This window comes from Sphingomonas endophytica (assembly GCF_001476895.1).
Taxonomy (GTDB): domain Bacteria; phylum Pseudomonadota; class Alphaproteobacteria; order Sphingomonadales; family Sphingomonadaceae; genus Sphingomonas; species Sphingomonas endophytica_A.
In genome coordinates, this window is the sequence record NZ_LDTB01000196.1 from 1 (window position 1) to 706 (window position 706).

Consider the following 706-nt stretch of genomic DNA (forward strand, 5'->3'; position numbering starts at 1 on the left):
CCGGCCGCGCCCGCGGGCAGCGACGGCAAGGTGCTGAAATCGACCAGCACCGGCCTGCACGAATTGTCGCCGTGGAACATGTTCATGAACGCCGACATCATCGTGAAGGCGGTGATGCTCGGTCTCGCGTTCGCATCGCTCGTGACCTGGACGGTGTTCATCGCCAAGACGATCGAGCTGACCGTCGCACAGAGCAAGCTGCGCGGCGCGCTCGCCAAGATCGCTGAATCGCGGTCGCTCGCCGAGGCGCAGTTCGCGCTCGGCGCCAAGGGCACCGTGCTGTCCGCGTTCATTGCTGCCGCGATGCGTGAAGGACGTCTGTCGGCGGGCATCTCCAGCGACAGCGGCATCAAGGAGCGCGCGGCGTCGAGCTTTGCCGAGATCGTGCGCGCCGAAGCGCGCAAGATCCGCGTCGGCATGGGCCTGCTCGCGAGCATCGGCGCGACGTCACCCTTCGTCGGCCTGTTCGGCACGGTCTGGGGCATCATGAACAGCTTCATCGGCATCTCGAAGTCGCAGACGACGAACCTTGCCGTGGTGGCGCCGGGTATCGCGGAGGCGCTGCTTGCAACGGCGATCGGCCTCGTCGCGGCGATCCCCGCGGTCATCATCTACAACCAATTTTCGAGGCCCACGAAGGTCTATCTCGAGCTCGTCAACCGCGCCTCGGGCGCCGCGGGACGGCTGCTGTCGCGTGATCTCGATC

Annotated in this window: 1 protein-coding gene; it reads left to right on the forward strand. The window is 66.3% G+C overall.

Annotation, left to right across the window (positions count from 1 at the left end; genetic code table 11):
• Positions 1 to 84: 84 nt before the first annotated feature.
• A partial coding sequence (gene exbB, locus NS334_RS16705; protein ID WP_206542711.1) for a tonB-system energizer ExbB occupies positions 85 to 706 on the forward strand: 622 nt, incomplete at its 3' end.